This is a genomic window from Pseudoalteromonas sp. US3C1013, from assembly GCF_048401115.1.
Taxonomy (GTDB): Bacteria; Pseudomonadota; Gammaproteobacteria; order Enterobacterales; family Alteromonadaceae; genus Pseudoalteromonas; species Pseudoalteromonas undina.
The window spans coordinates 453,370-476,286 of record NZ_CP183076.1 but is presented as its reverse complement, the minus strand read 5'-3'; the positions used below and the strand labels follow the sequence as shown (position 1 = coordinate 476,286).

Genomic DNA, 22,917 nt, shown 5'->3' with positions numbered 1-22,917 from the left:
AATGTGGTTATAAGTAGTGATCTTCATCTTTTTGTTGAGGGATTCGACAGTGTTGGTATTTACCAAATAATGTATAACGGTTTTTAGCCACTTTGTTATAAAGCCAATCAGTCAGCTTTCGTGGTAATAACTTAAATACGCTAATCAACTTCCACGGATAGCCTAACTGACTGAACACTCGAAAAACGGCTTGGCTGCGGGTATATGGTTTTTGTGCTTCTATATAAACCATCGAAGTAAAATCGGTGGTGGAAAAGCCAAATTGAGCAAGTAGCGATTGCCCTGCCGGCGATTGCACACTGCACAATTTAAATTTTATGCTCGGATCGTGAGCTATAACAAAATTGCACCATGCACTACAAAGCTTACATTGCGCATCAAATAAAATAATTTTTTGATTTTGCATTACTGCTGCACTGGTTTTTTTTGTAATTTACGCTGCAAGGTGCGCCTATGCATATTTAGCTGCCTTGCGGTCATTGATACATTACCGTTATTACTATGTAAAACATGTTGAATATGCTCCCACTCTAAACGCTCGGGCGACATAACCCCCTCAGAAATTTCAGTTACTGTCGTACTTGCCACCTCAACTTTAAGTGCTTTTAATAAACTTGCCATATCAACAGGCTTAGTTAAATAGTCATTAGCACCTAAGCGCATCGCCTCTACCGCCGTTGCTATACTTGCAAAGCCAGTCAGCAATACAATATGTGCATGGGTGAGTAAATGCCGCAGCGGTGCAATAAGCGACAGTCCATTCTCATCAGCCAGTTTCATATCTAATAAAATACAATCAGGCTGTTGCTGGCGAGCCTTTAGAAGTGCATCAGTGTGATTATGTGCGATCTCGCAGTTAAAACCGTGCTTAGTTAGCCGCCGTGCCAACGTTGTCGCTAAATTAATATCATCCTCAATAATAAGTAGCTTCATGCTTTTGTCTCTGCTGTTAATAGTGGCATCGTTATCTTTGCAACCGCTCCGCCTTCGGGGTGATTATATACAGTTAACGAGCCATTTAACCGCTCAAATGTCACATTTGATAACATAACTGCGATCCCCATGCCTTGCTCACTAGGCATTAACTGCCCACCTAACTCTGCTAACTCTGAGGATGAAAAACCAGCACCAAAATCACGAATAATTAACGCAATGTTTTGTGCGTCAGGTTGCTGCCAACTTAGTTCAAGTTGCACTTGGGCGTGTTTTTGATTAGCAAGTACTGCATTTTGTAATAAATTTAAAATTGCAGGTAACAGCATAGCGTCACTTTGTAATGTGGCTTCAGGTGACTCGTTAAGCCAGTTTATTTGTTGATTGGGGTATTGTAATAGTAACGTATCATGAATTTGATTTTGCAGCTGCTCTGCTTTAATGGGTGCTTGAGTGTTTTTATCTCGTAACTGCATTGAGAGCTTTCTAAAGTCGTTAAGCTGAGTGCGGCATTGCAATAGCGGCGTTTGCATTTGCTGAATAACTTCATTGTTAGGATGCTCTTCTAAAAGCTCTTCAAATAATAATTGTAAATTAGCAATTGGTGTTGCTAATTGATGAGTAATTTGCGCCGCTGCGCCATCAAGTGTTACCAGTTGTTCATTGCGTAACTGTTTTTCTCTAACTTTGGCAATAGTGCGTTCACGCTGTTGCAAAGCGCGGTTCATAGCCCCTATAACTAACGCAATTACGCAAGCACTTATAACAAAATTAACCCACATACCAATAAAATGACCATTCATATTCATTTGGTGCATACTGTGTTCGGGCATTTTAATTAATAATAAGCTATAGGCGGCAATGGCCAATACAGCAATATAGGCAAGCCCTCGAGCGCTTAGTGTGATTGCAGCTATCATAATGGGCAGCAACAATAACGACACAAATGCGTTAGTTGCACCGCCGCTTAAAGACAACAAAATAGTTAAAAAAAGCACATCGGCGGTCAGTTGCATTAACATGCCAATTGGCTTTGCTTGGCTTACATGCCGGTAGGCAAATACACTGGCTAACTGAAAAACCGCCTCAACAGCAATAACCCCTAACAACGGCATAAGTGCAATTTGATGTTCTAGTAAAAAATACACACTGAGTACCGCAATAAGCTGAACAACGATGGCACCACTGCGCAGCATTAATAATCGGCTAATAGCTGGGTCGGTTTTAATTAACACAATAGGGTTCCTGGATACACTTGATTTTATTATTCATGATTAACATGCTTTTTTTATTGTAATTATTATACACTAAACCGCCTTATAGTATCCGCTCGCATAGCTGCACTCAAGCATACGTCACAAGTACTTTAAGCAAGTGTTGAAGGTGATGGACTAGCTTATAAAAAGCACCTAAGCTAAACACTCATTTAATTTACAAAGTAAAAACTTACAATTAACCTTTCACTAAAAATACAACAAACAATTGGTAAAATAGCAGTAATTACAGCTCTATAGCTGCTATAAACTAGAGTTAATAGCTAATTTTTGTTATAACGTATTCATAAGACGAACACGTCATACCACTTTTAAGAGAACACACTATGCCTTACGCACATATCACTGGTTGGGGCAAATGCATTCCACCAGCCAGCATCAGCAACGACGAAATAAGTGAAATTGTAGATACCACCGATGAGTGGATCACCACGCGTACCGGTATCAAAGCGCGTAGAGTTAGCCATGTAAGTACTGCCGAGCTTGCTAGTGTGGCTGCAAAACATGCTATTGCTTGCGCTGGCGTAGATGCAAAAGATATCGATTTAGTTATTTTAGCAACGTGCACCCCCTCAACAGTAGTTGCAAACACAGCCTCATTAGTACAAAAAAATATTGGCGCCACTGGCGCTGCAGCCATGGACACCAATGCAGCATGTTCTGGTTTTTTATATGCTTTACAAGCGGCGACAGCGCAAATTCAAGCCGGTATGATCAAAAAAGCCGTAGTTATTGCCGCTGAACGCATGACTTGGTATGTAAACTGGGCACGACGCGATAGCGCAGTATTATTTGGTGATGGTGCCGGTGCCGTTGTGCTTGAAGCAGCAGAAACACCTGCAGGCTTATTAGGAACTAAAACCGGCTGTGACAGCGAAGATCGTGATATTTTACACATTACTAATTTTGGCAGTGATTTAAATAAATATGAGCCAATTGGCCCATCAGACCTTTTATTTGAAGGCCGTGAAATATTTAAACGTGCAGTTAAAGGCATGAGTGAAGCCTGTGACGACGTGCTTGAACAAGCCAACCTTAAGTTAGACGATATCGATGTACTAGTTCCACATCAAGCTAACTTACGCATTATTCAAGCAATTCAAAACCGTTTAAAGGTTGAAGACAGTAAAGTAATGGTTAACATTGGCGAATACGGTAATACCTCTGCTGCAACGATTGCCATTGCGCTGTGTGAGGCCGTTGAGCAAGGTTTAATTAAGCCGCATGCCAATATTATGTCGGCTGCATTTGGAGCAGGCCTAACGTGGGCGGCAAGCTACATCAAATGGGGCGAGCGAGTAACCCCCATTGCTGTTAGCGATGCTAAACTTCCACCGTGTGATAAAACAGGTTTAGAGCTTGTTGCACCAGCTGTAAAAGCGTGTAAAGACGCAGAGCCTAGCTAAATGCTAACATTACACCAAGCAAATATGTATTGATAAACAGCGCACTGCTTTCAGTGCGCTTTTTTGTTTTTTAAGGAAAATATATGCAACTACTAGGCATTCATCATGTAGCCATCATTTGTAGCAACTACCCACGCTCTAAACATTTTTATAGTGAAATATTAAAACTCACGATTATTAATGAGCATTATCGAGCAGAGCGTCAGTCTTACAAACTCGATTTAGCTTTACCTGATGGCAGTCAGTTAGAATTATTTTCGTTTAACGATGCGCCGAGTAGACCAAGCTATCCCGAAGCACAAGGACTTAGACATTTAGCATTTAAGGTTAGTAGTGTAGAAAACAGTAAAACGTATTTAGAGTCGCATGGAATCGACGTAGAAGAAATAAGAGTGGATGAAATTACCGGCAAAAAATTCACCTTTTTTGCCGATCCAGATGGTTTACCCCTTGAGTTATATGCGCTTTAACATCAAATAACTCAAGGCAAGGTATGTTTGATTTAGTTAACCCTAGTTAGGTTAGTTAAATCGATTTTGTAGGTAAGTAAATACTGCACGAATGCCCAGAGCTTCACCACCTGCAGGGCGCCCTGGTAATGCTCGTAAGTTCCATGCCATTACATCAAAATGAACCCATGGTGTGTTTGGCTCTACAAATTCTTTCAAATAAAGCGCAGCGGTTATTGCGCCACCAAATGGCGTACTTGAACAGTTAGTCATATCAGCCACATCGCTTTTCAAAAATGGGGTGTATTGCTCGAATAACGGTAATTGCCAAACAGGGTCGTTAACTTGCATCCCCGAATCCATAATCGCATTAGCGACATCACGTTCCGTTGAGAAGAAGCCTGGCAGCTCTGTCCCTAAAGCAACACGGCACGCACCAGTTAAGGTAGCAAAATCAATAATTAATTCAGGCTCATCGTTTTGTGCTTCGCTCAAAGCATCACACAGAACTAGTCGCCCTTCTGCATCAGTATTATCTATTTCGACCATAATACCTTTACGGGTTTTTATTACATCGCCAGGGCGAAATGCATTACGCGAAACAGCATTTTCAACCGCAGGTACTAAAACACGAAGACGTATTGGTAAGTTAGCAGCCATAATTAATTGAGCCAAGGCAATAACATGCGCAGCCCCACCCATGTCTTTTTTCATGTTACGCATGCCTGAACTTGGTTTTAAATCTAGCCCACCTGAGTCAAAACATACACCTTTACCGACTAATGTAATTTGTGGCGCATCAACCGCCCCCCACTTCAAATCGAGTAAACGCGGTTTGTTTTCACTTGCACGGCCTACCATATGAATAGTTGGATAATTTTGTTCTAATAACTCATCGCCTACCCATTGGGTAAACTCGCCGTCGAATGTATCAGCTAAATCGCTCATTACCTGTGATAAGTGCTGCGGCATCATATCGGCAGCTGGGGTATTAACTAAGTCGCGAGCTAGATTAATTGCATCTGCTTGTTGTTTTACTTGTTCATATAATGTTTTATCGGCAATGCCAAGCTGAGCTTTTGCTGTGGCTTTTTGTTTATACTCACTGAACTCATAACCACCTAACACAAAGCCTAAAGCAAGTTGAGAAACTAAAGACTCATCACCCTGAATTTGATAGCAGCCTTTAGGTAATTTACTTGCAAGCTCGCCAGCAGCCCAAAAATCATCGACTCGTTGCATAATACAAAATACTTGGCTTAATTCACCGGTTTCTGCGTTTGGTATTAACGCAAGTCCTGACTTTTCAAAATCGGTATTTGCAAGCCACTGCTGCACAAAGCTTGGTTGCTGAGTAAGCCAGTCTGTTAATTCATTTTTAACAATAAAAGATAGAGGAATTCCTGAAGAGGTATGACGAAGTAAAGCGCTCATTAATGACTCACATAATAGAAAATGATGTCCTAGCATAACAATAAGCACTATTAAAAGGTATAGCTAATTATGTTCTGCTAGCTTACTTCTTCTTTGAGGGAGTTGAGTCTTGCTGTTGGCTTTGTTGAGCAATCTGTTGATCAATTTCTTTAATAGGCTTATTCATACTAAAAGAACTTGGCAATACATCAACACCCACTAACTGCCCTAGTTTAACAACCAGTGGAATAGTTAATGGTGCAAACGGTAATAACGCAAAAACGCCTAGTCCTAATCCTTTTAATATATCTACAAACTGCTCGTTGGCGCGTTTTAGTTCTGCTTTGTTTGTTTGCCCTTGGGTATAACGCCTATAAGTTATTAGCATTTCTTTGGTTTCTTGCTTTTCCTGAGCAAGGGCTATTTTAAGCGCGACCATAGCACGACGAAAGCGTAGTTGTTGTCGCTTTTTACTTATTTTAGCAACCCGCCAGGGTGCACGATGAATGACTTTATATAATCGCATAGCCTGTATTCTCACACAGCGTTCTAAGTTCACAAAGAATAATTTACACGCTTTATTCAATCATTTATTCTAAGCGTCCTTTTTTCCACTTTTGTAATAAAAAAATGCAAAAAAACATCCCTAGTACTAAACCCGAAAGACCAAAATCTGATGAGTGCTGTGGCGGCGGCAGTTGCTGCCCTTGCGTGTGGGATGAATATAAAGAAAAGCTGGCTGCGTGGAAAAAACACCATGGTGAAAATATCAACAGTAAGTCAATTTAATTCAATAATAGAAAATAACTAAAATAGCTTATTTAGTTAGTAATTATGTATCAATGTCTGTTTTTACCCCCTTTTCTCGCCCTAGTTGTGATTAACTCTGCGTTATTTTTAGATAAACCATTTGTTTCCACTTGTTAAATAGTAGTTAATTAGCCATTGCCCTCTTTAGTTTTTTTATCTATAGTCTATTTCGAGGACTCACAGGAGGTGCGCTTAATTAATTAAGCTTTTAGGAGTGAGTTAGCTATATTTGCTCCCCATTGAATGTGAAATGTCCACAAAAATAAGTCAGTAAATAGACTATACAAATCAATTCTAACTGGGGATATTTAGAATGAAATTAAAAAGCAATGCGCTTCAACAGGCGATCAAATTTGCTCTAGCAACAACAGCCGCAGGCTTGTTTGTTTCTGGTTCAGCAATTGCTCAAGAAGAGCAAACCGAAGTTAAAGTAAACAAAAACGTAGAAAAAATTGCCGTAGTTGGTACGCGCTCTGCGCCTCGCTCTATTGGTGACTCACCTGTTCCTATCGACATTATCGGTGGCGAAGAGCTTAGCAAGTCAGGCAACACAGATATGCTAGAGCTGTTAAAAGGAGCTATTCCTTCTTTAAACGTTCACTCAATGCCAATCAGTGATGCCGCTTCATTAGTACGCCCTGCAAACTTGCGCGGACTTCCTTCTGATAGCACACTAATTTTACTTAACGGTAAACGTCGTCATCGTGCCTCTGTTATTGCCTTTTTAGGTGGTGGTATTAATGATGGTGCTCAAGGTGCCGACATTTCAGTTATTCCAAGTATTGCACTGAAACAAGTAGAAGTACTTCGCGATGGTGCTGCTGCACAATATGGTTCTGATGCGATTGCTGGGGTTTTAAACTTCCAACTTAAAGATGCCTCAGAAGGCGGGTCATTCGAAGTTCGTAAAGGCCAATATTACGAAGGCGATGGTGATACAACCCAAATTTCAGGTAATGTGGGCTTACCATTTACCGATAGCGGTTTTGCAAATTTAAGTTTTCAGTACAAAACAGCCGATGCGACCAGCCGTTCTGTACAAAGAGCCGATGCCACAGCACTTGATGCTGCAGGCGTTCCAGACATTGCCCCAATCACCCAAGTATGGGGTGCACCTGAGGTAGATGACGACATCTCTATCTTTGGTAATGTTGGTTTAGAGCTAACTAACGACTCTCAATTTTATATGTTTGGTAACTACTCAGAGCGTGATGTACGCGGTGGTTTTTATTACCGTAACCCGCATACTCGCCCTGGTGCATACTCAAACGATGGTGGCGAAACACTTCTTGTTGGTGACTTAACCGGTGATATGAGCGGTAACTGTCCAACCATTATGATTGATGACAACGTTCTTGATAACCCTGACTACATTAATGGTGTAGCAAACAACCCTGATTGTTTCGCATTTAACGAAATGCTTCCGGGCGGTTTTACACCAAACTTTGGTGGTAATATCACCGATACGTCACTCACTATTGGTACTAAAGGTGAGTTTACTGGTGGCTTTTTAGAAGGCGCTTACTATGATTTAAGCGGTACTGTAGGTTACAACGAATCTCGCTACTTTATATACGACACAATCAATGCATCATTGGGTCCAGATAGCCCGCGTGATTTTAGCCCAGGTAAATATGAACAATTAGAGAAAAACTTTAATTTTGATATTTCAAAGGGTTTTGACTTTGACTTAGCTTACGATGTAAACATTGCCGGTGGTTTAGAGTGGCATGAAGAAACCTTTACTGTAGTAGCAGGCGATGAAGCTTCATTTATTGCCGGCCCATTAACTGATCAAGGTTTTGGTATTGGTTCTAACGGTTTCCCTGGATTTAAACCATCAGATGCAGGCGAATACGACCGTCGCAACTATGCAGCTTACATTGATATTGAAGCGCCATTTACTGAAGAATTCTTAATGGGCTTAGCGCTTCGCTACGAAGATTACGATACCTTTGGTTCAACCACTAACTATAAGTTAATGGGTCAATACCACCTTACTGAAGATCTAAACGTTCGAGGCTCAATTAGCACCGGTTTCCGTGCGCCTACCGTAGGCCAAGCAAATGTTAGTAACGTACAAACTAACTTAAGCAGTGGTGTACTGGTAGATTCAGCATTGTTACCACCTACAAACCCAATTGCTATTCAACTAGGTGGTACTGAACTTGAACCTGAAGAATCGCAAAGCTACACCTTTGGTGCGGTATACACCATTGGCGATTTATTCTTAACAGTTGATTACTACAACATCCAAGTAGATGATCGTATTAGTCAGTCAGATAAAATAGAACTTAGCCAAGCAGATAAAGACACACTCGAAGCTGCTGGTGTACCTAACGTACAAAACTTAGCGCAAGTTAGTTTCTTTACCAATGACTTTGATACCACTACTCAAGGTGTTGACTTAGTTGCTAACTACTCGGCTGAGTTGTTCAGTGGTAGCTCTACATTTAGCTTAGCTTACAACTGGAATGAGACAGAAGTAACACGCTCAAGTGATATTACCGGTGCATTTAAAGTAAGTCGTCTTGAAAATGACTTACCTAATCACCGTGCAACACTGAGCTGGGCACAACAATGGGAAAGCTTTTCAGCATTTTCTCGCCTTAACTACTTTGGTGAGTACCAAGGCGTTCACGTAGATTATGATGAAACGGCTAAAATGGCTGATGCAGCAGTCACATTAGATGTTGAAGTAACTTACTTCATGAATGACTCAATTAGTTTCTCAGTCGGTGCACAAAACCTACTGGATCAAGAAGCAGAGAAACTTGATTTCGCCGTAGCACCAAATAACAACTGGGGTGGTAAGTACTACGAAACATCTCCATACGGAATTAATGGTGGCTTTTACTACGCTAAAGCAACCTATACTTTCTAAAATGTGTTAATGATAATCAAAGGCGAAATGTGTAAAGCATTTCGCCTTTTTATTACCCTCTATAAACCCATTTAAAATGACTTTTACACTCGCATTTTTTGTGGCTTTGGGGTTATAGTAAATAAAAAGAATATTAGTTGTATTATGCTACTAAAAAAAGCGAATGAGTTATTGTCACAAAACAAGCTTAGAGAAGCTGAGTTTCATTACAAAACGCTATTACAAGCAGAGCCTGACAATGGTGACGCCCTGTTTGGCCTTGGTAAAGTAGCACTGCGTTTGGAACAATTTGATGCTGCTGTGTATATACTACAACGAGCGTGTCAGCACCTCCCTTATGTATTAGAACCTTTGTATGCATTAAGTGATGCATTTAATGCGGTCAACTCCCCTGAAGATGCGCAAAAAGTACTCGAATACGCAACAAGCATTGCCGCAGACAACCCAGACACCCATTATTATTTAGCTCAGCATTATTTAAATTTTGGCGAGCTTGATAAAGCGCAGGCCACATTTGAGGAGGCATTAAAGCTTGGGATAGCACCGGTTACGGCTTATGTTTTATTTGAATTGGTACAATTAGGGCGCTTTAATAAAGCAAATAATTACATTGATCAGTTACACCATTTTTTAACACAAACAAATAACCTACGCTTAAAAATGGTCTGCTACTATGCTTTAGCTAAAAGTTACGACAAGTTAGACGATACTGATCAAGCGTTTAACTATTTTGTGATTGCCAATCAGCAACAACACAAACTCAGTGAATTTAATACTGAAGATTTAATTGGGTTTTATGATCAACTTATTGAATATAACAATGAAAGTGTGCTCAATTTAGCAAAACTAAATAAGCAGTATCCTGTCACACCTGTGTTTATTATTGGCATGCCACGAAGCGGCTCAACCCTACTAGAACAAATGTTAGCAGGGCACAGTCAATGGGCAACGCTTGGAGAAGACTCCAGTATTAGTAATAAGGTAGTCGCCTTTTTAGAACATAAAACAGGGTTACGCTACCCTCAATGCTTAACTAAGCTAACAATGCCTTTAATTAACCAAGCCAGAGCTATTTATTTAGATACGTTAAGCTCTTTTGAGGGCAATTGCGCATTTGTTATCAATAAACTGCCTAGCAACTACCAAAACTTAGGGTTAATTTATATTTTATTCCCAGATGCTAAGTTTATAAACCTGACCCGCAACTTTCATGCAACCGCATTTTCAGTGTTTACTAATTACTTTGCTGAAAACGAACCCTATTTTTGTGATTTAAATGAATTTGCTTTGTATCATCAGCTTTATGAAAAACTGATGAGCCATTGGCAGCAATTTAACCGCTTAGCTATTTATAATTTAAGTTACGAGCAGTTAATTGAAAATCCTAAAGATCAATTAACCGCACTATTGAGTTTTACTGGCTGCGAATTTGAACACACTTGTTTGGACTTTTACAAAAACAAAAGCGCCGTTACAACGCTCAGTAAACATGCCATCAGGCAACCTGTAAATAACAAAAGCCTTGATAAGTGGCAGCGTTATGAAGCCCCTTTACTTAGTTTGCTCTCGTTGCCTCAAACCAATTAAGCACATCCATAAACTGTTCTTGGCGTGCCTGAGGGTGAGTAAGCATATTAATATGATCGTAATCTACTTTGTGCCCAAAGCGGCGGCCATATATTTGCATTTTTTGCACCCCAGTACCTGACTCATCAATAAACTTTTGAATATCGATAGGCTGTGCCAATGCTTTATCTTTTACTGCCGCAATATGTAACGTTGGAGGAAGCGTGAGAGTTGCTAATGTTTTAGCGTAATCAAAGCCATCATCACTGTCTACCCATGGATTTTGCTTCGCCCACTGCATACTTTGATAGTGCGACTTTTGAGTTTCATCATCACTGCCCCACTTTAAGCGTTTTGCCGGTAAATAACCGTGTTTTTTCGCTAAAATTGGTGCCATAAAATACCAAATCAAATTGGCCTGAAATAACTTTTTAGGGTGATTATTAAATAGCGAACGCTTTGAACCAAAATAGGCACACGCTTTTACATCGTTTATCAGCTCAGGAAAGCGAGCAAACACGCTATTAAGCAACACCCCACCCCAAGAATGAGCAACTAAAAAGTCAGGTTTTTTACTCTCTAACTGTTCAATTTTCTCAATAAATGCCGGAATATCTTCAACAATCGCCTCAGTTTGTCCATACCGTGCTTGCTTACAAATAGCAGGTTTACTTTCACCACGCCCGCGTAAATCAGCTACGTAGCAACAATACCCTTGTTCAGCTAAAAAAGGCGCTAACCCTTTATTGCTATGAGTGTAAAATATTTTGCCATTTTCTACCGCGCCATGAATTAATAGCACCACAGGCCCACTTGGCTGCTGGTTGGCGATACGACGCAAATGCAGTGTTTGATGGTCACCTAATTTAATAAAAACAGACTCTTGAGTAACTGCCAAAGCGAATTCCTTATAATTGCTAACAACTCATCCTACCAGTAATAACTGGTAAGCCAAAGGGAAAATTATGCACTTTTTCTGTCTGTATTTGTTACTATTGGATTTTATTCCTGTTGTTAAAAAAGCCTCATGAAAGCAAAATCAACTCGTTCTAAATTACATCCGCGCAATCAACACAAAAATGGTTACGATTTTAATTTGCTTACCTCGCAAACCCCTTCGTTAACTGCTTTTTTAATTACGACTCCAGCAGGCAATCAAAGTATTGATTTTAGTAATAACTTAGCTGTAAAAACCTTGAATCAGGCGCTATTAAAAAGTCATTACAACATTAACTTTTGGGACATTCCTGAGCACAACTTGTGCCCACCTATTCCAGGTAGAGTAGATTATATTCATTACTTAGCTGACTTACTCAGCGAAGATAATCAGCAGGTTATTCCCACTGGCCGACAAATTAAAGTGCTTGATATAGGCACTGGCGCTAACTTAGTTTACCCGCTAACGGGCAATAGCGAATACCAATGGCATTTTACTGGCAGCGACATAGACTCTGCAGCAATAAAAATAGCCAAGCAGCTCGCTCAGTTCAATAATCTAAAAATAACGCTTAAACAACAAAAAAATCCCGAGCATATTTTTAAAGGGGTGATTAATGCGAAAGATTTGTATCATTTAACGATGTGTAACCCGCCATTTCACGCCAGTGCAGAAGAAGCCAGTAAAGGCAGTGAACGTAAATGGAAAAACTTAGGCAAAGCGCCTTCGCAAGCACTTAATTTTGGCGGACAAAGTAATGAGCTGTGGTGTGAAGGTGGTGAATTAGCATTCATTTCTAACATGATCAAAGAAAGCAGGGATCACAGTGACCAAGTAATTTGGTTTACCTCGTTGGTTTCTAAAAAAGAAACTCTAGCAGCCTTAGAAGCACAGCTAAAACAACAGCCTATTAGTGAATTTAAAATTGTTGAAATGGCACAAGGGCAAAAAGTCAGTCGCTTTATTGCATGGAGCTATTTTGATAAAGCCACCCGAGAACAAATTTGTGAAGAATTAGTATAAAGCCACTTAAGGACACCCCATGATAGATTTTCGCTCAGATACAGTAACAAAACCGTGCAGCAAAATGCGGGATATTATGTATCATGCCCCCGTCGGCGACGACGTTTATGGCGATGATGAAAGTGTAAACCAATTAGAAGCTTATGCTCGATTACGTTTTAATGTGCAAGATGCACTTTTTTGTAGCTCAGGCACACAAACAAATCTGCTTGCATTAATGGCCCATTGTGAACGCGGCGACGAGTATATATGTGGCCAAAATGCTCATAACTACAAGTTTGAAGGCGGTGGCGCTGCCGTTTTAGGCTCTATTCAGCCACAGCCTATTGAAAATGAAGCCGATGGTAGTCTATGTTTTACTAAAATTGCTGCAGCAATTAAACCCGATGATAGCCACTTTGCAAAAACCCGCCTGTTAAGCCTTGAAAACACCATAGGTGGTAAAGTACTCGGTATTGATTATTTACTCAAAGCACGCGAATTTGTTAACCAACATAACTTAGCACTGCATTTAGATGGCGCTCGCGCTTTTAATGCCGCTGCAGAGCTTAACGTTGATATTAAAGAAATAACCCAACATTTTGACTCTGTATCTATTTGCTTATCAAAAGGATTAGGTGCACCTGTTGGTTCATTATTGCTTGGTTCAACAGCATTGATAGCCAAAGCAAGACGCTGGCGAAAAGTGCTTGGCGGCGGTATGCGCCAAGCGGGTATATTAGCTGCTGCGGGGCAATATGCTTTAGAAAATAACACTCAACGTTTAGTCGATGACCACGCTAATGCACGTTATTTAGCAAAGCAGTTAAATAACGTGGCAGGTTTTAACGTAAACATGAGTAATACCACAAACATGGTTTACGCTACGTTTGATAACAGCATAAACATCACAAAACTAGCAGCCGATTTAAAAGTACAGGGCATTGTGTTTAGCCCAAGTAAGCAACTTAGGCTAGTAACCCATTTAGGTATTACCAAAGCGGATATAGATACCTTTATTAAAGCCTTAACGGCCCATATTTAACGCGGCTTTATAATGTTTGCGGCACACCGATTCATAACGGTCGTTGCCGCCAATTTCTACTTGGTTGCCATCGGCAATAGCCTCGCCATTTTCATCGGTACGTAATACGTGATTTGCTTTACGCCCACAATGACACACCGTTTTAAGTTCTATTAACTTATCAGCCCAAGCAAGTAAATATTGCGAGCCGCTAAATAACTCACCTCTAAAGTCGTTTCTTAAGCCGTAACACAATACGGGAATACCTAACTCATCGACTACATCGGTTAACTGCATAACTTGATCTTTAGATAAAAACTGACATTCATCCACGAGTACACAATGGCGTTTTTTATCACTATTGAGCGATTTAATTAGCTCGTATACGTCTTTATCCGCATCATAAATATGTGCATCTGCTTGAAGGCCTATACGTGAGGATACTTTGCCCACTCCTGCTCTATCGTCAATGGCAGCCGTGAGGATCACCGGCTCCATACCGCGCTCTTTATAATTAAACGCTGATTGTAATAAAGTGGTTGATTTACCTGCATTCATTGCAGAGTAGTAAAAGTATAATTGCGCCATGGCCGTGCCTTCAAATAAAAAGTGCGCTTATGCTACCCTAAAGTGCAGAGAATACAAATTTGGAAACGCTATTTTATTTATTTTGCTTCGTGCTCTAGTAACCATTGCTTACGCTCTAAGCCACCAGCATAACCAGTTAGCTTTTTATTTGCACCAATGATGCGGTGACACGGCACAATAATGCTGATTGGGTTTTTGCCATTTGCAGCCCCCACCGCCCTCACTGCTTTAGGATTATTTAATTGTATGGCAATATCTTTATAGGTTGCCACTTTAGCAAACGGTACGCTTTGTAATGCCTGCCATACGCTTTGCTGAAATGGCGTGCCGCCAGTATCAAGCTCTAAATCAAACTCAGTACGCGTATGAGCAAAGTACTCATTAAGCTGCGCCACACAAGATAAAACATGTGAATTAGTCACCTTATTTAAAGGCGTACTGGTATAACTGGTCGGTGGATAAAACCCCACATAACTAATACCGTTTTCAGTTGCCTGAATAATAATATCGTCAATCGGGCTGGGTAAACTGGTTTGCACTATCATAATTGCTGCCAAAGTTGAAAAGTTAAGTAAGATCGAAATGGTGCACAGTTCGCAGATTCAAACGAGCTTGCTGCCGCTTGGGCTTTTTTAACCCCTAAATCGCCATCAAGTAAAATATCGGGTTGGCTTTGACCGCGCAGTTTTGCGTAATTAACCGTCCAAGGGCCAATTCCTTTTAAAGTAAGCCATTGGTCTAAATCATCCTCCTTGGGGTGAATAGCACAAAATTCAGCGAGATTATGCAGTGCATTTTTACGTGCCTGCGGCATTTTAAAAAAAGCAAAATCACTACCTGCCACTACTTCAGGTGTTGGAAAGTACACCTTTCCCTCTTGTTGCTCCGAAAGCTGTTGCACTAATTGAGTCACTAAATTATGCGCCGCAGTTACACTCACCTGCTGACCTAACACAGCGCGAATACCCGCTTCAAAGGTTGACCAAATACCCGGTAACCTTAAGCCTTTAGTAAGTGGAAATGCATTATTAATGTGTTCGCTTAAATGCGCCTCAATTAAATAAGTATCTGCATCTAAATCAAGTACACGGCGAATGTTGTTAATAACTGGCTGTAAATATTGCGTATTATCTATATCAATTTGCACCCGAAAATGATGTTTATCTGCAATAAATTCAGCATTAAAGCGGCCTCTACACGATTTATAAGTAAAAGTACGCCCATAACTGGTTGGCGTTAACCACTCTATTGGCTCTATAAGTCGTTTTGCTAAAAACCCATGCAATGCTTGCCAGTTATACGGCGGACGAAAAGGCAAAATTAAGGTGAGCCCAAGATCAGTTGAATGCTTGGCGGTTCTGAGCGCTGAGGGCGCGATATTAAGTTGTTTTAAAAAAGCATCATTGAATCGTCGCACACTTTTAAAGCCGGAAGCAAACGCTATCTCGGTAAGCGGTAAGCTGGTTTCTTGAATCAATTTTTTTGCAAAATGGCATTGATTAAATAACCGATATTGAGTTACTGAAAGACCAAAATATTGAGAAAAAAGCCGTCTTAAATAGCGACTGCTTATTCCTAAACGCGCAGCAAGTACTTCACAATCACACTCGTGATATTGATCAATTAACTGCTTAGCACGCAATGCAGTGGTTTGTGATCCCAGCCAAGCAGCACTACCTGGTGCGCTATCGGGCCTGCAACGAATACAAGGCCTAAACCCTGCTTGCGCAGCAGAGTGCGCAAACTGATAGTAGGTTACATTTTTTTCATGCGCAGTGGGCGCGGGGCAAATTGGCCGACAATAAATACCTGTGGTTTTTACCGCTACATAAAAAAGCCCATCAAAACGCGCATCGCGGCTCTGACGCGCTTTTTGCCAATGCTGATTAACCATAAATTGCTCTTATAAGTTATGTAGCGCTTAGCTTAACAAAAACTAGGTATATTACTGGCCATATTCGGCACTAATCTTTGTTTGCAAAATCAATCAATGCTTGGCCCGTTAAACGATATATAATCCATTCATTCTGTGGCTCAGCGCCCATGCTATTATAAAAATCAATCGCGGGTTTATTCCAATCAAGCACTACCCACTCAAAGCGGCCACAGTCTTTGCTTATTGCTCTGTTTGCCAGCTCTTTCATGATAGCTTTACCGGCACCATTTCCACGGCTATCTGGGCTAACATATAAATCTTCTAAATAGAGACCATTTTTACCTAACCAAGTAGAGTAGTTGTAAAAATACACCGCAAAACCAATCGGTTCATCATCTTGTAAACAAATTAAACTGTGCGCTGTTGCGCCGTCGCAAAACAGTGTATCTAAAATTGCTTGTTCATTGGTTTTAACTGCATCTGGCTCTTTTTCGTAAATGGCAAGCTCATTAATAAAATGCAAAATTGTTTTTGCATCACTTGGCTGTGCATCGCGAATTTCTATTGCTGTGTTCATTGTTATTAACCCTTCAAAACGACTTTTATGCCTATTAAATTCAAAATAAAAAGTGCCTAAATAATTATGATAACTTAAGCCATTAATACAATTATTTATACCCTAGCATATCGTTTTTATATTCAATACGTAACTATCACGGGCTTATTTAAATTTAGCCATTAAGATATCTAAAAAACAAATTAAAACAGCGCTTTTATAAATCGTAAAAAGTTGTCATTATGAGTAAAAAGTAAAGCAATAAGGGAGTTTAACTAAAATGGGTCATGGTCACTCACACAGTCACGTTGATGATAACCAAAGTGATAAACAGCTCACTCTTGCCGTATTTATAAATGTTTTACTGACTGCAGTGCAAGTTGTTGGTGGCGTATTTTCTGGTAGCCTTTCATTAATTGCCGATGCATTACATAACCTAAGTGATGCGGCCTCTATATTTATTGCCCTCGTTGCCCGAAAAATTGGCAATAAACAGGCTGATACAACCCATCATTTTGGCTACAAACGCGCAGAGATACTAGCAACCCTTTTTAATAGCACTACGTTAATAGTCATCGGGGGTTATTTAATTTTTGAAGCCATAAATGGTTATTTAAACCCCCAACCAATTAACGGTTGGATTATTGTATGGGTTGCCGCAGTAGCGCTACTCGTTGATTTAGTCACTGCGTTATTAACCTTTAAAGCCGGCGCTAAAAATAACATGAATATAAAGGCGGCGTTTATTCATAATGTATCTGATGCAATGGCATCAATAGTCGTTATTATTGCCGGTACTTTAATCATTTTATACCAGTGGTATGTCGTTGATTTAATAGCGACCATTTTAATATCACTGTACGTTATTTATCACGGCGTGTTATTACTTAAAGCCAGCTGCAGCATTTTAATGCAAGCAGCACCCATTGGTTTTGATCAGCAACTTATAAGCAAGAAATTACTGCAACAGTTTGCTATTACGCAAATAAAATCAATAAAAGCGTGGCAACTGGACGATACTACCACTCACTGTGAAATTGTGATGCAAACAGATACCCCTATTGAGCTTAATGCCATAAAACACTATTTACATGATGAATTTGCAATTGAACACTGCGTAATTGAGTGTTGTTCACCTTAGTTTGATTATACAAATTACTTTGTAATTAAAGCTAATCGCATCTTTATTTTTATGCCTTGTGCAACAAAACGCAGAAGGCCTGCTAACAATAATCAACTGCCGTTACGAGCATCTATTTTAACGCAACGTTATATTTGACCCCCTATAGCTTGCAATAGTATACATGCAAATAAAAACAATTATCATTAACCTTGCGTTTACTTTGAATTACTCTTAATATTGCGCCCATCATTAATACAACTAAAACCATTCAAACGAAGGACCCGCATGTTTAAAACATCTCTGAGCTTAATAGCATTAATAGTCAGTGGCGCCAGTATTGCAGACGAATCAACGATCCAAAGAAATTTAAATCAAACAGAAATGGAGCACGTTATTGTTTCGGGTAGTCGTGTTTTTGAAAGTATTGATGAGGTCCCTGCTTCCATAACTATTATTAGTCAAAAGCAAATAGAAGCGCATTTAAAAGTTAATCCAGAATTACAAAGCCTTTTAGCACAAATGGTTCCCGGCCTTGCTCCAGATACTGGAAGCTCAAGTAATTCAGGACAAACTTTACGCGGGCGTGCCCCACTGATCATGATTGATGGCGTGCCACAGTCAACGCCACTGCGTAACGGATCATTAGGGGTAAAAACCTTAGATCCAAGCGCAATAGGTCGAATAGAAGTCATAAAAGGAGCAACGTCAATTTATGGTAACGGCGCATCAGGCGGAATTATTAACTATATTACCAAGCAAGCACAAAGCGATGGGCAAACCCAAGGTGAAATAAGCTTATCGAGTCGTTTTAGTGCGGTAAAACTTGAAGAAAGCGCAGGCGCAAGGTTATCTGCAGCATTGAATGGTCGTGCAGATAAATTTAGCTACTTAGTAACAGCAAGCTATGAAGAAAACGGTGTACAACGCGATTCGCAAGGCGATATTCTCGGTTTACAATATGGTTTATCTGATGCCGTTACACAAAATTACTTCACTAAGCTTGGCTATGACTTTGATGATGAAAAGCAACTCCAATTTAGTTATAACTACTTCAGTTCACAACAAAAAACCGACTTAGGTGATGTTGTTGGTGATATGAGCCTAAGAGAAAAAACCTACGCCATTCATGTGCCGTCAGAATTACAAAAGCAAGGTAAACCACAAGGGCCAGAAGGCAACGAAAATATAACCTTAAAATACACCGACTACGCACTGCTTGAAAACACACAAATGACGTTAGACCTCTATACGCAAGATATAGAAAATGTGTTTTTCTTCTCTCCAAACCTTGCCAATCCTGATGAGAATTATCAAGGTGGTCAATCAGTTATAAGTTCAGAAAAAAAAGGCGCCAGAGCAACTTTTAATACCCAGGTAGACTTTGACTCAGTTGAAGCGTCATTTATTTACGGAATTGATGCGTTAAATGATGTAACTGCACAACCGCTGGTTGATGGGCGTGTTTGGGTGCCAGAAATGGACATGAAAAGTGTCGCGGGCTTTTTACAAACTAAGTGGGTTATTGCTAATGACTTAATAATAAAGGCCGGTGTACGCAAAGAAAATATCGACCTTAGCGTAGATGATTATCGCACGCTTAAATTATGTAAAACGGCCACGCAATGCTCTGTGCCAATTAGCGTAAAAGGCGACACGGTTGATTACAATGCTACGACCTATAACGTGGGCATTAAATACAATCTAGATGAAAAATTCAGCCCCTTTTTAAACTACTCACAGGGATCTGATATATCAGATATTGGCCGCCTGCTTCGCTCTGCCACAGTGAATGATATAGGCCTTATTCAAACACAAGCTTCAATTATCGATAATTATGAAATTGGTTTTAATTCTCAATTTGATGCAGTTCGTTTAGAAGTCGCAGCATATCGAAGCACCTCTGAGCTTGGCACTACAAACAAATTTAATGAAGTAACGGGTGTTTATGAACCGGTTAGAGCACCTCAAGAAATTTGGGGTTATGAAGCCTTAGTAGACTACACCATAAGCTCATCTCTTAAATTACTAGCAACGTATAGCTATGTAGAAGGTGAAAATACTGAAGCAGATATATACTTAGGCTCTAAGCAAATCAGCCCACCAAAAGCCACAGCCAATCTTAACTGGCAACCTACGGATACCCTATCATTAACATTAAGTTACTTGTATGTGGGTGATAGAAAGCGCTTTGAGCCTAATGATAATGGTAAATATGTTGGCGATCAGGGACCTGTCGATAACTACACTGTGTTTAATTTAAGTGGTCAGTATCAGTTTGCAGATAGTTGGCAAGGTTTTATCGGGGTAGAAAACTTATTTAACCAAGATTACTTCCCTGCCCGTGCACAATCTTACACCTATGGTGGATACAACATTAAAGGTTTAGGTACCACGGCCACAGTAGGTGTTACTTATCAATTTTAATCACTTACGCGTTCATACTTTTACAGTATGAACGCGCTTATACCCTCAACTAACTTGCTGATCTAAAATACAAATAACAACCTGTCCATTTATCAACCAGCAATGCAAACTTAAACGAGAATCAAACTCAATATTAACCATATGATTTATAAGTAAATTACTTGCAATTCTGTGCCTATATACTAGACTAGCCACAATTAGAATTTTTAGGATAAGCGCTATGAAAGGTAATCAAAAAGTAATCGACGCCTTCAATACATTGTTAGCTAACGAATTAGCTGCTATTGACCAGTATTTTATTCATTCTCGTATGTACGACGATTGGGGCCTAAACAAACTTTATGAGCGTCTTAACCATGAAATGGAAGAAGAAAAAGACCACGCTGACTGGCTAATTAAGCGTATTCTTTTTTTAGAAGGCGTACCAAACATGACTAAACGTCGTGATCTGTTAATTGGTGACGATGTAAAAAGCATGATGCAAAACGACTTAACCTTAGAACTTGAAGTGGTTGAGTGTGTTAAAGAGGTTATTGCTATCTGTGAACAACAGCAAGATTATCAATCTCGTGAAATTCTAGAAAAGCTATTATTTGATACCGAAGAAGATCACGTCTACTGGTTAGAGCAACAACTGGGTCTGATTGACAAAATTGGCACTCAAAACTATCACCAAGCTCAAATGGGCGAATAAGGACTTATATTATGAAAGGCGATAAAGACGTTATTGCAGCACTAAATAAAGTACTTGCTAATGAGCTTGTGGGTATTAACCAATACTTTTTACATGCACGCATGTTTAAAGATTTTGGTTTTAGTAAACTAGACAAAGCTGATTACAAAGTATCGATACAAAAGATGAAAAACGCCGATCGTTTAATTGAGCGTATTTTATTTTTAGAAGGCCTGCCTAACCTTCAAGATTTAGGACGCTTACGCATTGGTGAAAACAGCGAAGAAATGATTGCCGCTAACATGAGCTTTGAACTTGATACAGTAGATGAGCTACGCACAGCCATTAAGCTAGCTGAGAGTAAAAAAGATTACATTAGCCGCGAAGCGCTCGATAACATTTTAAATGAGCAAGAAGAGCAAATTGATTGGCTAGAAACACAGCAACTACTGATCAAAAACACTGGGCTTGAAAACTACTTACAATCGCAACTGTAAGTTAAAGTTATAAATACAAAAAAAGCAGCTAAGGCTGCTTTTTTTATGTTTAATTTTTAAATGTTAAACCAATTCGTTTAGATAGGGCCTACTTTTATAAATTACTATTAAGCCACTTGATCGGTTATATCTGCAATTTGAATCAGTTTACGATTGAGGATCTTTTTAGTACAGCAACAACACTTACCGCATTGGCTGCCCACTTTAAGCTCTTTAGTTAGCTCGCGCATGGTAGTAGCACCATCGTCGATGGTTTGCTCAATTTTTTTATCGGTCACACCGTGACAAAGACAAACATACATGAATACAAACAACTCTCAATTTCATTTAGTGGGTTTATATTAATCTAAACGAAAATAGTTATCAATTGGTTTTTTTATAAAATTTGAATTTTTTGCATTTTTTTTGGCCAGCGCCACTTAAGTTGAGAATTCGCGGCAAGTTGAGAATTGTTTGAATTTCATTCGAAGTATGGCACTTAAATTGAGATTTATTAACTAGAGTCTCGCCTTAAATTTAAGTAGGTTCAGGGTCTGTTGACCTTTCAAGGTTAAATTTGCAGCAGTCTGTTTGGTCTTTAGGCAAGGCAGAGTCTATGTGGTGTGGTTATTCCCCATAAATAGGCGATAACGCAGCATCAATGCCAAACAGGCGCTGCCCGAAGGGTTCTGCCTAGGGGCAATTAACTCTTTGTTGCCTACATGGATGTAGGTAAGGGGCGTGAGCAGGACGCGGAAGCTTTGCTCGATTTTTACTTAGCCCACTAGGTTACAAATCTCGCGTCGCGATTAAATCCCCCCTAGTTTGAACAAGTATTAATCCGTAAAGGCCAACAGACCCTAAGTTTAGGTAAATAGTTGAATGATTAAAATGAATTACATTAAGTCTAAAGAAGCCTTAATGTATAAATATAGGATTAGTGCGTGGGCTATTTCCGGTTTGTGCCATTTGCAGACAGTGGTAACGCTTGCAGCACGCGCGCCCACGAAATGGAGCCGGAGGCGCAATGTAGTGGGAGTCGCCGTGCCTGCACTTGTTATGCATGTGGACTTTCTAATTGTGCAATGATTAACGCAGCTATCTCTTTAAGCTTCCCAACCTCTTCAAACTGCACGCCATGGTCTTTTATCACCAACAAAGGTCCTGGAAAAACATGAAAATGAAAATGCCCCACAGTTTGACCGGCAGAAGAGCCATTGTGCTGGAATATGGTTGACCCAGTCACCCCCATAGCGCGCTCGAGAGCTTTACCTATTTTCTGAACGGTTAGCATGCATGCTTGAGCAGCTTCTGCAGACAGATCGTAAATTGTGACCGCTTGCTCCTTGGGTACTACTAATACGTGACCATCCTTCTGCGGCATTATATCCATGAATGCGAGCGTTAAATCATCCTCATAGACCTTTACACAGGGGGCCTCTCCAGCAATAATCTTCGCGAAAGTATTACTATTGTCGTAGATTGGGTTCACTGATTTCTCCA

At 40.0% G+C, this 22,917-nt stretch carries 23 protein-coding genes; 11 read left to right on the top strand and 12 right to left on the bottom strand.

The genetic code is table 11. The features are described from left to right. Window positions 1–7 precede the first annotated feature (7 nt). The 3 genes from ACNSN2_RS17470 to ACNSN2_RS17460 are packed head-to-tail and all read right to left on the bottom strand — an operon-like array spanning window position 8 to window position 2,168. On the bottom strand, window positions 8–406 hold the full coding sequence (locus ACNSN2_RS17470; RefSeq protein ID WP_418609509.1) for a thiol-disulfide oxidoreductase DCC family protein: 399 nt from the start codon (window positions 404–406) through the stop codon (window positions 8–10). Next, window positions 406–933: a response regulator transcription factor gene (locus ACNSN2_RS17465; protein WP_138570194.1), complete on the bottom strand. Its 528-nt coding sequence runs from the start codon at window positions 931–933 to the stop codon at window positions 406–408. Before ACNSN2_RS17465 ends, ACNSN2_RS17470 begins: the two co-directional genes overlap by 1 nt. Beyond that, window positions 930–2,168, bottom strand: coding sequence for a sensor histidine kinase (locus tag ACNSN2_RS17460; RefSeq protein WP_055011931.1), 1,239 nt, complete (start codon window positions 2,166–2,168; stop codon window positions 930–932). Before ACNSN2_RS17460 ends, ACNSN2_RS17465 begins: the two co-directional genes overlap by 4 nt. Before the next feature lie 365 nt (window positions 2,169–2,533). Between ACNSN2_RS17460 and ACNSN2_RS17455 the strand changes: the two genes are divergently transcribed. Both ACNSN2_RS17455 and ACNSN2_RS17450 read left to right on the top strand, forming a co-directional pair. Continuing rightward, window positions 2,534–3,613 (top strand): ketoacyl-ACP synthase III, encoded by a 1,080-nt coding sequence (locus ACNSN2_RS17455; protein ID WP_010389122.1) that lies wholly within the window; start codon window positions 2,534–2,536, stop codon window positions 3,611–3,613. 83 nt (window positions 3,614–3,696) lie between these two features. Further along, on the top strand, window positions 3,697–4,083 hold the full coding sequence (locus ACNSN2_RS17450; RefSeq protein ID WP_055011930.1) for a VOC family protein: 387 nt from the start codon (window positions 3,697–3,699) through the stop codon (window positions 4,081–4,083). 51 nt (window positions 4,084–4,134) lie between these two features. Here ACNSN2_RS17450 and ACNSN2_RS17445 read toward each other — a convergent pair whose 3' ends face one another. Both ACNSN2_RS17445 and ACNSN2_RS17440 read right to left on the bottom strand, forming a co-directional pair. Continuing rightward, the gene (locus ACNSN2_RS17445; RefSeq protein WP_054201279.1) at window positions 4,135–5,496 is read right to left on the bottom strand and encodes a leucyl aminopeptidase family protein; all 1,362 of its coding nucleotides are present in this window, start codon (window positions 5,494–5,496) and stop codon (window positions 4,135–4,137) included. Window positions 5,497–5,578: 82 nt separating this feature from the next. After that, a complete protein-coding gene (locus tag ACNSN2_RS17440) occupies window positions 5,579–6,001 on the bottom strand; it encodes a hypothetical protein (protein WP_010389125.1) in 423 nt (140 codons plus the stop codon). Between the two features lie 104 nt (window positions 6,002–6,105). On the opposite strand from ACNSN2_RS17440, the gene ACNSN2_RS17435 reads away from it, so the two are divergent. From ACNSN2_RS17435 to ACNSN2_RS17425, 3 genes are all read left to right on the top strand, one after another. Beyond that, complete coding sequence (locus tag ACNSN2_RS17435; protein ID WP_010389126.1) at window positions 6,106–6,264, top strand: oxidoreductase-like domain-containing protein; 159 nt, start codon at window positions 6,106–6,108, stop codon at window positions 6,262–6,264. A 334-nt stretch (window positions 6,265–6,598) separates the two neighbouring features. Next, window positions 6,599–9,169 (top strand): TonB-dependent receptor plug domain-containing protein, encoded by a 2,571-nt coding sequence (locus ACNSN2_RS17430; RefSeq protein WP_055011929.1) that lies wholly within the window; start codon window positions 6,599–6,601, stop codon window positions 9,167–9,169. 144 nt (window positions 9,170–9,313) lie between these two features. Beyond that, the gene (locus ACNSN2_RS17425) at window positions 9,314–10,756 is read left to right on the top strand and encodes a tetratricopeptide repeat-containing sulfotransferase family protein (protein WP_010389129.1); all 1,443 of its coding nucleotides are present in this window, start codon (window positions 9,314–9,316) and stop codon (window positions 10,754–10,756) included. Here the strand turns inward: ACNSN2_RS17425 and ACNSN2_RS17420 are convergent. Beyond that, entirely contained in the window at window positions 10,725–11,633 is a 909-nt protein-coding gene (locus ACNSN2_RS17420; RefSeq protein ID WP_010389130.1) for an alpha/beta fold hydrolase, read from the bottom strand. The two genes, ACNSN2_RS17425 and ACNSN2_RS17420, sit on opposite strands and share 32 nt — an antisense overlap. A gap of 129 nt (window positions 11,634–11,762) precedes the next feature. Here ACNSN2_RS17420 and rlmF point away from each other — a divergent pair, with 129 nt between their 5' ends. Together rlmF and ltaE are read left to right on the top strand one after the other, a co-directional pair. Next, a complete protein-coding gene (gene rlmF, locus ACNSN2_RS17415; RefSeq protein WP_054201282.1) occupies window positions 11,763–12,695 on the top strand; it encodes a 23S rRNA (adenine(1618)-N(6))-methyltransferase RlmF in 933 nt (310 codons plus the stop codon). Window positions 12,696–12,714: 19 nt separating this feature from the next. Then, window positions 12,715–13,719 (top strand): low-specificity L-threonine aldolase, encoded by a 1,005-nt coding sequence (gene ltaE, locus ACNSN2_RS17410; protein WP_418609515.1) that lies wholly within the window; start codon window positions 12,715–12,717, stop codon window positions 13,717–13,719. Here ltaE and ACNSN2_RS17405 read toward each other — a convergent pair. The 4 genes from ACNSN2_RS17405 to ACNSN2_RS17390 form a co-directional block, all read right to left on the bottom strand. Beyond that, complete coding sequence (locus tag ACNSN2_RS17405) at window positions 13,702–14,286, bottom strand: thymidine kinase (protein ID WP_008112278.1); 585 nt, start codon at window positions 14,284–14,286, stop codon at window positions 13,702–13,704. The genes ltaE and ACNSN2_RS17405 overlap by 18 nt on opposite strands. Window positions 14,287–14,363: 77 nt before the next feature. Continuing rightward, on the bottom strand, window positions 14,364–14,831 hold the full coding sequence (locus ACNSN2_RS17400) for a methylated-DNA--[protein]-cysteine S-methyltransferase (RefSeq protein ID WP_075170325.1): 468 nt from the start codon (window positions 14,829–14,831) through the stop codon (window positions 14,364–14,366). Continuing rightward, complete coding sequence (locus ACNSN2_RS17395; protein WP_075170326.1) at window positions 14,828–16,180, bottom strand: DNA-3-methyladenine glycosylase 2 family protein; 1,353 nt, start codon at window positions 16,178–16,180, stop codon at window positions 14,828–14,830. Before ACNSN2_RS17395 ends, ACNSN2_RS17400 begins: the two co-directional genes overlap by 4 nt. A gap of 70 nt (window positions 16,181–16,250) precedes the next feature. After that, on the bottom strand, window positions 16,251–16,739 hold the full coding sequence (locus tag ACNSN2_RS17390; protein WP_138595836.1) for a GNAT family N-acetyltransferase: 489 nt from the start codon (window positions 16,737–16,739) through the stop codon (window positions 16,251–16,253). Window positions 16,740–16,998: 259 nt separating this feature from the next. Here ACNSN2_RS17390 and ACNSN2_RS17385 point away from each other — a divergent pair, with 259 nt between their 5' ends. From ACNSN2_RS17385 to bfr (ACNSN2_RS17370), 4 genes are all read left to right on the top strand, one after another. Beyond that, window positions 16,999–17,859 (top strand): cation diffusion facilitator family transporter, encoded by an 861-nt coding sequence (locus ACNSN2_RS17385; protein ID WP_418609519.1) that lies wholly within the window; start codon window positions 16,999–17,001, stop codon window positions 17,857–17,859. 267 nt (window positions 17,860–18,126) lie between these two features. Then, window positions 18,127–20,265, top strand: a complete 2,139-nt coding sequence (locus tag ACNSN2_RS17380; RefSeq protein ID WP_418609521.1) for a TonB-dependent receptor — start codon at window positions 18,127–18,129, stop codon at window positions 20,263–20,265. A 220-nt stretch (window positions 20,266–20,485) separates the two neighbouring features. After that, entirely contained in the window at window positions 20,486–20,959 is a 474-nt protein-coding gene (gene bfr / locus ACNSN2_RS17375; protein WP_013463107.1) for a bacterioferritin, read from the top strand. Between the two features lie 11 nt (window positions 20,960–20,970). Beyond that, window positions 20,971–21,435, top strand: coding sequence for a bacterioferritin (bfr, locus tag ACNSN2_RS17370; protein WP_036955020.1), 465 nt, complete (start codon window positions 20,971–20,973; stop codon window positions 21,433–21,435). A 107-nt stretch (window positions 21,436–21,542) separates the two neighbouring features. Here the strand turns inward: bfr (ACNSN2_RS17370) and ACNSN2_RS17365 are convergent, their stop codons facing one another. Both ACNSN2_RS17365 and ACNSN2_RS17360 read right to left on the bottom strand, forming a co-directional pair. Beyond that, window positions 21,543–21,737 carry a (2Fe-2S)-binding protein gene (locus tag ACNSN2_RS17365; RefSeq protein ID WP_010389142.1) on the bottom strand — a complete coding sequence of 65 codons (195 nt, stop codon included), beginning with the start codon at window positions 21,735–21,737 and terminating at the stop codon, window positions 21,543–21,545. Window positions 21,738–22,471: 734 nt separating this feature from the next. After that, window positions 22,472–22,906: an HIT family protein gene (locus ACNSN2_RS17360; protein WP_418609524.1), complete on the bottom strand. Its 435-nt coding sequence runs from the start codon at window positions 22,904–22,906 to the stop codon at window positions 22,472–22,474. Window positions 22,907–22,917: the final 11 nt, after the last annotated feature.